Consider the following 6,190-nt stretch of genomic DNA (forward strand, 5'->3'; position numbering starts at 1 on the left):
CGACGCGCGTCGTGGCCCCGGCTCCGCTCGCGGCGCCGGGGCCCCGTCGCTTCCGGGAAGGAGTGAGGTGCCCGCCCAGACCGTCCCCTTGGTGGTGCTCGCCTCGGCGGTGCTGCACGCGGTGTGGAACGCGCTCGCCCACGGGGTCCGCGACAAGCTGGCCGGCTTCGCCCTGATGAACACCGCGTTCCTCGGCTGCGGCGCGCTGCTGGCCTGCTTCACCCCCCTGCCCGACCCGGCCGCCTGGCCGTACATCGCCGCCTCCACCGCGCTCCAGGTCGGCTACCAGCTGCTGCTGCTCCAGGCCTACCGGCTCGGGGACTTCGGCCAGATGTACCCGATCGCCCGCGGCACCTCGCCGCTGGTGGTGGCGCTGCTCGCGGCCACCGTGCTCGGCCCGGGGCTGCCCGGCGGGAAGCTGGCCGGGGTGGTGGTGATCTCGGCCGGGCTGGTCGGCCTCGCCCTGGCCGGCGGCGTGCCGGGCCGGGCCCAGCTGCCCGCGCTGGCGGCCGCCGTCGGCACCGGTGTGATGATCGCCGGCTACACGGTGGTCGACGGCACCGGCGTGCGGCTCGCCGGCGGCTCCGCCGGCTACATCGCCTGGATGTTCCTCACCCAGGGCGCCGCGATGCTGACCGTCGCGGCGGCGCTGCGCGGGCGGGCGCTGCCCGGCCAGCTGCGGGTCGGCTGGCGGCAGGGCGTCGCCGGCGGGCTGATGTCGCTGACCGCCTATGGGCTGGTGGTCTGGGCGCAGGCCCAGCCGGGCAGCGACCTGGCCACCGTGGCGGCGCTGCGGGAGACCAGCATCGTGATCGCCGCCGTGATCGGCGCCGTGGTGCTGCGCGAGGGCCTCGGCCGGATCCGGCTGGCGGCGAGCGCGGCCGTGCTGGCGGGCATCGCCGTCCTGGAGCTGGTGCACGGCTGAACCACTGAACCGCTGAACCGCTGAACCGCGACGGCCGGGGCCCCCGGCGGACCTGGTGACGGTCCGCCGGGGCCCCGGCCGCGGTGGTGACGGCTCAGTGGATGCCGGCGTCCTTGCAGGCCGCCGCGTGGGCCGCGTCGCAGATCTGCTGGGCCGTGTAGAGGCCGCCCGCGATCACGGTGTCGTTGATCCGCTCCTTGGTGACCACGATCGGGCTCAGCAGCATGGACGGGACCTGGGCGCCGTTGCTCTGGGTGATCGAGGTGGCCACCGTGGTCACGTCCAGCCCCTTGACCAGGTAGACCGCGAGGTTGGCCGCGGCGTCGGTCTCCGGGGCGTAGGGCTTGAAGATCGTGTAGGCCTGCTCGCCGGTGAGCACCCGCTGGATCGCGTCCAGCGAGGAGTCCTGGCCGCCGACCGGCACGGTGACGCCGGACTTCTTCAGGGTGTCGATGATCGAGGCGGCCATGCCGTCGTTGGCCGAGTAGACCGCCTGGAAGCCGTTCTTGCCGAGCTTGCCGATCGCCTCGGTGGTCTTCTGGGCCGCCACCTCGGGCTTCCACTCGCCGGACTGCTCGTAGGCGATGCCCTTGACCTTGCCCTCCAGCGCCTTGTGGGCGCCGGCCTTGAAGTCGGCGGCGTTGGGGTCGCTCTCGGCACCGTTGATCATCACGACCTGGGCGGAGGAGGCCTTGTTGCCGAGCGCCGTGATCAGCGCCTGGCCCTGGAGCTCACCGGTGCGCTCGTTGTCGAAGGAGACGTAGGCGGCCACGTTGCCGGCGGCCAGGCGGTCGTACGCGACCACCTTGGCGCCCTTCCTGGTCGCCTCGTCGACCCACGGCGCGGTCGCCTTGGCGTTGACCGCGTCGAGCAGGATGACCTTGACGCCGCGCGCCAGCATGTCCTCGAACTGCTGCTTCTGGGCGCCCTCGTCGCCGTCGGCGTTGGCGTAGTCGATGGTGCACTTGGTGCACAGTCCGGCGACCGAGGCCTCGATCAGCGGCTTGTCGAAGCTCTCGTAGCGCGTCGAGGAGGCGCGCTCGGGCAGCAGTAGGCCGATGGTCTTGTTACTGCCGGTGCCGGACGACTTCGAGCCGTCCGACCCGCAGGCGGCCAGCGACAGCGTCATCGACACAGCGGCCGTGCCGACGAGCAGGCGACGCGTCATTGCGTTCATGGTGGGTGGTGCCTCCCTGACAGCGCCGCAGACTCGCGGCGAGTGAAGGGAGTCAAGCTGCCACCCCGATGTAACGTCAATAATTAAAGCATCCTGCGGACAATGTCGACCAACTCGTTACATTCTTGAATGAGCATCGTTGCTGACCTGCGCCGACCGGCGGACGGGTGTCGCCGACGGGTCAACTTTTCAACACGCGGGGCCCAACTCGCCTCCGGCCGGGGCGATCCGCCCCCGGCTGCCGCTCGGCCCGGACCACCAGGAAGACCCCGCTGACCACCACGGCGCCGCCCAGCAGCACCGGCCAGGTCAGCGGCTCGGCCAGGATCAGCCAGCCGAGCAGCACGGCCACCACCGGGTTGACGTACGCGTAGGTGGCGACCAGGGACAGCGGGGCGCGCTGGAGCAGCCAGGCGTAGGCGGTGAACGCGATCAGCGAGCCGAAGACGCACAGGTAGCCGAGCGCCAGCCAGGAGCGGGTGGAGACGGCCGCCGGCTCGAAGTGCTGGGGCTCCTGCCGGGCCACGGCCAGCAGCAGCGCGCCCAGGCCGCCGGCCAGCATCTCGTACACGCTGGCGGCCAGCGGGTTGGCGGGCATCTCCAGCTTCCCGGCCAGGAACGAGCCGAAGGCCCAGAGCAGCGCGCCCAGCACCACGGACAGCAGTGCACCGAGTCGCAGCTCCCCGCTCAGCCCCGGCGAGGTCAGCACCAGCAGCCCGACCAGGCCCAGCCCCACCCCGGCCAGGGTGGCGCCCGGCGTCCGGCGTCCGGCGGCCAGGTTCAGCAGCACCACCCACAGCGGCACGCTCGCCACCAGCAGTGCGGCCAGCCCGGAGGGCACCGAGCGCTCCGCCAGGACGACCATGCCGTTGCCGCCGACCAGCAGCAGCAGGCCGACCAGCGCGGCCGAGCCGAGCTGGCGGCCGGTCACCCGGAGTGCGCCCGGGCCCTGCCGCCAGGCCACCAGCAGCGCCAGCAGCGGCGCCGCGGCGAGGAACCGGGCGGCGGCCGACAGGAACGGCGGCATGGTCTCGACCGCCACCCGGATCGCCAGATAGGTGGAACCCCAGACCACATAGACGATCCCGAGCGCCGCCCAGACGCCCCCGCCGATCCGGGGGCCGCGGAGCGCGTCCGCCGGGGCGGGCCCGGGGCGGGAGGTGTCCGCCGGCGGTCGCGGTGCCGAGGGTGACATGTGTGACTCCATGGTTTGGTCCTGTTGGTGGCCTGCGCGGGTATGAGACCACATCCGGCACCCGCTCGTACACGGAGATCGGGGTGACGGCCCCGGCCCGGTCCTGCGCCGACCGGATGAACGGCGTACGACCGGGTGCGCCCGGCTCCGGGGCCGCGCGCCCGGGTGGTACGGATGGGAGCCGTCCCACGGGCCGAGCCGAGGAGCGCACGGGTGGAGTGGTTCGCGGCACCGGAGTACTGGTTCGCCCGGGAGGTCTTCCAGCGACTGCTGGCCGCCGTCTACCTGGTCGCCTTCCTGGTCGCCGTCAACCAGTTCCGCGCGCTGATCGGCGAGCACGGCATGCTCCCGGTGCCCCGCTTCACCGCCCGGGTCCCGGCCCGCCGCTCACCCAGCCTGTTCCACCTGCACTACTCCGACCGGGCCTTCGCGGCAGCGGCCCGCACCGGCGCCGTGCTCGCCGCGGCGCTGGTCGCCGGCGCGGACGACCTGCTGCCGCTCTGGGGCGCGATGCTGCTCTGGGCGCTGCTCTGGGTGCTCTACCTGTCGATCGTCAACGTCGGGCAGACCTGGTACGCCTTCGGCTGGGAGTCGCTGCTGCTGGAGACCGGCCTGCTCGCCGTCTTCCTCGGCAACGACGAGGTGGCCCCCCCGGTGCTCGGGCTGTGGCTGCTGCGCTGGCTGCTGTTCCGGGTCGAGTTCGGCGCCGGGCTGATCAAATGGCGCGGCGACCGCTGCTGGCGCACGCTCACCTGCCTCTACTACCACCACGAGACGCAGCCGATGCCCGGCCCGCTGAGCTGGTTCTTCCACCACCTGCCCCGCCCGCTGCACCGGGTCGAGGCGGCCGCCAACCACGTGGTCCAACTGGTCGTGCCGTTCGGGCTCTTCCTGCCCGGGCCCGCCGCGGGCATCGCCGCCGCGCTGATCACCGTCACCCAGCTCTGGCTGGTGCTCTCCGGCAACTTCGCCTGGCTGAACTGGCTCACCGTCGCGCTCGCCCTCTCGGCGGTCGACGCCCGCGACCTCCCGCTCCCCTCCGCCCCCTCGTCCGTGAGCGAACCGGCCTGGTACCAGGGGCTGGTGATCGCCCTCACCCTGTTGGTCGCGGTGCTCAGCTACTGGCCCGCCCGCAACCTGCTCTCCAGGCACCAGCAGATGAACCGCTCCTTCAACCGCCTCCACCTGGTGAACGCCTACGGTGCCTTCGGCAGTGTCGGCCGGCTGCGCCACGAAGTGGTGCTCGAAGGCACCGACGAGCAGGCCGTCGACGCCGACACCCGCTGGCGGGAGTACGGATTCAAGGGCAAGCCCGGCGAACCGCGCCGGCTGCCCCGCCAGTTCGCCCCGTACCACCTGCGGCTCGACTGGCTGCTCTGGTTCGCCGCCATCTCCCCCTCCTACGCCGGGCCGTGGTTCGACTCGTTCGTGGCCCGACTACTGGTCAACGACCGGGACACCCTCGCCCTGTTGCGGCACAACCCGTTCCCCGGCGCGCCGCCCACCTTCGTGCGGGCACGGCTGTACCGTTACCGCTTCACCTCCTGGAGCGAACTGCGGGCGGGCGAGGGATGGTGGCACCGCACCCCTGTTCACGAGTACCTTCGGCCCGTGAGTCGCCACGACCTCGCACACCTGCTGCCTGCGAGGCACCGCTGAGCGGTGCCGGGTACGGCCGTGCGGGGCGGCGTGGGCGGCGCGGCGAGTTGAACGGGCCCCGGTGCGTGCGTCCCTCGAACGCTCACCCGTATCCTGGCCTCCGCGCCGCACGCGCCGGGCTGCTCGCTCCGCCCCGACCGCTGAATGTTCCCCGCCAGCCTCCCGCCAGAACCGGACCTGCCATGACAGTGCGCTTTCTGAACGACGCCGACGCCACGGTGCCGGCCCCAGCGGAAACCCCGGACGGCGAAGGCCGCCGGAGCACCCGCGAGGAGCTCGGCCGGTACGCCGAACAGGGTGGCTTCACCCTGACCACCGAAACCAACCCCTGGATCGAGGCGGCCGACCTGGTCGCCGGCCCGGAGGACGCCCGCGCCGCCTCGACGGTGCTGGCCGAGCTGCGCAACGGTGACATCCGCGCCGTCGGCGCGGCGGTCACCGGGCTCGCCACCAAGGCCGGGCTGAACATCCCGGAGACCCTGAACGGGCTCAGCCTGCTGCTCGACGTCTTCCAGCGGATCCAGCGCGCCGCCGGGACGCTGCGCGCCGACGTCTACGAGGCGGACCTGGAGGCGCTCACCGCCGCCACCGCGGACGGCCGTTGGCGCAAGCAGCGGGGCGTCAAGCTCTCGCTCGGACGCCGCTGGGCGCTGCGGACGCAGGCCAAGGGCCTCACGGTCGGCGGCCGGACCAGCCGCTCCGACCTGCACGCCGCCCTGACCGCGGCCGCCGCGGCCCGTACCGACTGGGCCTCGCTCGCGGGCGAGGACAGCGCCGCGAAGCCGGTCGTCCCGGTCGGCGGCACCCTGATCGCCGAGACCGCGCAGGCGGTCGAGTCGCTGGGCACGGCGGTCCGCTCGCTCGGGCGACTGCTGCCGGAGCGCGACCTGGAGGCGCTGCCGCTCGGCGAACTCGCCGACCTGGTCGACCGCCTGGCGGCCGACGAGGGCACCCTCTACCGGCTGCCCGCCCTGCGCGCCCTGCGCGAGGAGCTGGCGGCGGACGGGCTCGACCCGCTGCTCGCCGAACTCTCTGAGCGCCAGGCGGACCGGGAGGCGGCCCTCGCCGCTTACGACCGGCACGTCGGCGCCGACGCGGAGGCGGACGAGCAGGCCGCTCGGCAGGCGCTGGCGGCGGGCCCGCGGGACGGCGAGGAGCCGGTGGCGGAGGTCGAGGCCGAGACCGAGACCGTTGCCGAGGTCGAGCCGGTTGCCGTCGAGGTCGAGCCGGTTGC

At 73.3% G+C, this 6,190-nt stretch carries 5 protein-coding genes; 3 read left to right on the forward strand and 2 right to left on the reverse strand.

Annotated features, from left to right (window positions below; translation table 11 throughout):
- The first annotated feature begins 67 nt into the window (after positions 1 to 67).
- Positions 68 to 925, forward strand: coding sequence for an EamA family transporter (locus tag AB0K43_RS00115; protein WP_363634268.1), 858 nt, complete (start codon positions 68 to 70; stop codon positions 923 to 925).
- A 94-nt stretch (positions 926 to 1,019) separates the two neighbouring features.
- Here the strand turns inward: AB0K43_RS00115 and AB0K43_RS00120 are convergent, their stop codons facing one another.
- Both AB0K43_RS00120 and AB0K43_RS00125 read right to left on the reverse strand, forming a co-directional pair.
- Positions 1,020 to 2,093: a substrate-binding domain-containing protein gene (locus tag AB0K43_RS00120; protein ID WP_363634269.1), complete on the reverse strand. Its 1,074-nt coding sequence runs from the start codon at positions 2,091 to 2,093 to the stop codon at positions 1,020 to 1,022.
- Between the two features lie 190 nt (positions 2,094 to 2,283).
- Positions 2,284 to 3,297, reverse strand: coding sequence for an EamA family transporter (locus tag AB0K43_RS00125; RefSeq protein WP_363634270.1), 1,014 nt, complete (start codon positions 3,295 to 3,297; stop codon positions 2,284 to 2,286).
- Positions 3,298 to 3,510: 213 nt separating this feature from the next.
- Between AB0K43_RS00125 and AB0K43_RS00130 the strand changes: the two genes are divergently transcribed.
- Positions 3,511 to 4,956 (forward strand): lipase maturation factor family protein, encoded by a 1,446-nt coding sequence (locus AB0K43_RS00130; RefSeq protein ID WP_363634271.1) that lies wholly within the window; start codon positions 3,511 to 3,513, stop codon positions 4,954 to 4,956.
- 182 nt (positions 4,957 to 5,138) lie between these two features.
- Positions 5,139 to 6,190, forward strand: a 1,052-nt coding sequence (locus tag AB0K43_RS00135; protein WP_363634272.1) for a hypothetical protein, incomplete at its 3' end; no start/stop codon positions are given.

It is taken from the genome of Kitasatospora sp. NPDC049258 (assembly GCF_040678895.1).
Lineage (GTDB): Bacteria > Actinomycetota > Actinomycetes > Streptomycetales > Streptomycetaceae > Kitasatospora.

Excerpts from the sequence above, each read along its gene's own strand:
- AB0K43_RS00120 (WP_363634269.1), bottom strand. The coding sequence starts at position 2,093 with ATGACGCGTCGCCTGCTCGTCGGCACGGCCGCTGTGTCGATGACGCTG.
- AB0K43_RS00125 (WP_363634270.1), bottom strand. The coding sequence starts at position 3,297 with ATGTCACCCTCGGCACCGCGACCGCCGGCGGACACCTCCCGCCCCGGG.